This window comes from Glycomyces dulcitolivorans, assembly GCF_003265355.1.
Classification (GTDB): domain Bacteria; phylum Actinomycetota; class Actinomycetes; order Mycobacteriales; family Micromonosporaceae; genus Glycomyces; species Glycomyces dulcitolivorans.
In genome coordinates, this window is record NZ_QFRW01000139.1 from 1 (window position 1) to 2,060 (window position 2,060).

Below are 2,060 nucleotides of genomic sequence, written 5' to 3' on the forward strand. Positions count from 1 at the left end.
TACCAGCTGCCGCAGTCGCAGCAGGTCCAGCCGACGTCCCAGCAGCAGCGCCCGGCCCAGCCGCCCGCGGCCGCGCCGGTGTCGGCCGCCCCGGTCTCGGCCCAGCCGGTGTCCGGGCAGCCCGTCTCCGGCAGCCCGATCTCGGGCGGCCCCGTCTCGGGCCAGCCGTACTCGGCGCAGCCCGCGAGCGCCCAGCCGTACTCGGGGATGCCCTACTCGGGCGCGGCCCCGATCACCGGCGGCCCGATCAGCTCCCTACCGACCTCGGCGGGCCTGTTCGGCGTCTCCCAGGTCTCGGCGGGCCCCACCGAGGGCACCGTCTACGGCCTCCCGGTCACCGACCGCGCGGTCGAGACCGCAAGGGACGCAGGCAAGCCCATCGAGCCGGTCAAGTCCGTCTCGCAGATCCCGACCGCCCGGGCGCTTGAGCTCATGACCTCCGCGAGCCCGCCCGCGGGCCTGGTCATCGGCCGCGACGCCGAGCAGGTCCCGGTCGTCGCGCCGTTCTTCCGGCCCGAGGAGACCCGCATCAACCTGATCGGCGGCGTGTACCTCGCCCGCCTGCTCGTCTTCCGCGCCTTGGCGATCGGCACCCGCGTCGCGGTGTGCACGACCCGCCCGCAGGAGTGGAACGGCCTGGGCGAGACCGCGACCGGCCGCAACGACCGCCTCGCGGTCCTGCACGGCGACCAGCCGGTCACCGTCGAGGCGAGCCAGCACTCCCCGGCGCTGTACGTCTACGACGTCGGCGAGCGCGGCTCCCAGACCAAGCCGGTCCTCGGCCCCTGGCGCACGCAGCTGACGGTGCTCCCGCGCCTGACGAACTACGCCGACAGCCTCACCGGCGAGGCCCACATGACGGTCCTCCAGCGGCTCACCGCCGAAGAGGCCCAGATCGCCCGCTCGGCGATCCGGGTCAACCAGGAGGTCCTCCAGTGGCTCCAGATGCTCCACGACGACATGATCGCCATGCTCCGCAAGGGCCAGAAGGAGCGCTACCTCTGGTGCGCCCCGACCTCCATCGAGTCCCAGATGTTCGGCGCCCCGATGCGCACGTACTGACGCTTCACTCGAACGGGTGAAAGGGCCGGTTCCGTCCAGATGGACGGAACCGGCCCTCAGTTCTTGTCGGACCCCCTCGGTATTTTTGAACCAGGGGTCCCTCTTATGTCCTTTTTGTTATGAAATGCGATTCACGTCAGCTCGCGTCGCGCCAGTTCGCCAAGTACGCCTCCGCGAGCTGCGTCGTCATCTCCGTCAGGCTCGCCTCGTCGACCCCGGCCTCCTTCGCCACCGAGAGCCGCAGCACCAGGTAGACGTTGTCGTCCTGGAGGTGCAGCTGGTAGTTCGAGGTCCCGTCGGTCACGACCCGCGCCACCGCCGTCGCCTGGTCGCCGATCTGCGGCGCCGGGTCGATCGGGGTCCACAGGTCGCCCATCTCGGCGAGTTCGCCCGTGCCGAGCTCGAAGTTCACGCTCGCCTTCGCGTCGGAGTCGAACACCGTCCCCTCGACCTCCAGCAGCGCGGCCGCCTGGTCCGGCTCGCCGTACGTCAGGGTGCACGCCTGCACCCAGCCGCGGCTCTTCTGCTCCGCCTCGGCCGCCTCGGTCGGCTCCGCGCCGTTCACCGCGGACTCGATCGGCCCGGCGTCGACCAGCGAGCAGGGCGATTCACTGCCCGCGTACGTCAGGCCCGCGTCGGCCGCGTCACCCGCGCCCTCGTCCGTGTCGCGGTTCATGAACCACCACACGCCACCGCCCACCAGCGCCAGCGCCACGACGCCCGCGATGATCTTCGGCCACGGGCTCGACTTGCGGGCCCGGCTGCGCACCTTCTGGAAGTCCGAGCGCCGCCGCGGCTCCTTCGGCATGTACCCGAGCTTGCCGATCGCGGTCGTCTCCGCGCCGGCGCCCCAGTCGTCCTTGCCGCGGTCGGCGAACGCGGCCTCCTCGAACGGCTGGTCCTGGCGCTGCGGCGGGCTCTCCGGGGCCGCGCCCGGGCCCGGCCGGTACTCGCGGCCGCCCTGCGGCGCGCCCGTCCGCGGCGTCGACCCGGTCACC

The 2,060-nt window shown here is 72.4% G+C and carries 2 protein-coding genes; one reads left to right on the forward strand and one right to left on the reverse strand.

What is annotated here, in order from left to right:
* A partial coding sequence (locus tag DI269_RS13145; protein ID WP_112136590.1) for a hypothetical protein occupies window positions 1–1,062 on the forward strand: 1,062 nt, incomplete at its 5' end.
* A 136-nt stretch (window positions 1,063–1,198) separates the two neighbouring features.
* Here DI269_RS13145 and DI269_RS13150 read toward each other — a convergent pair.
* Window positions 1,199–2,060, reverse strand: an 862-nt coding sequence (locus DI269_RS13150; protein ID WP_157974958.1) for a hypothetical protein, incomplete at its 5' end; no start/stop codon positions are given.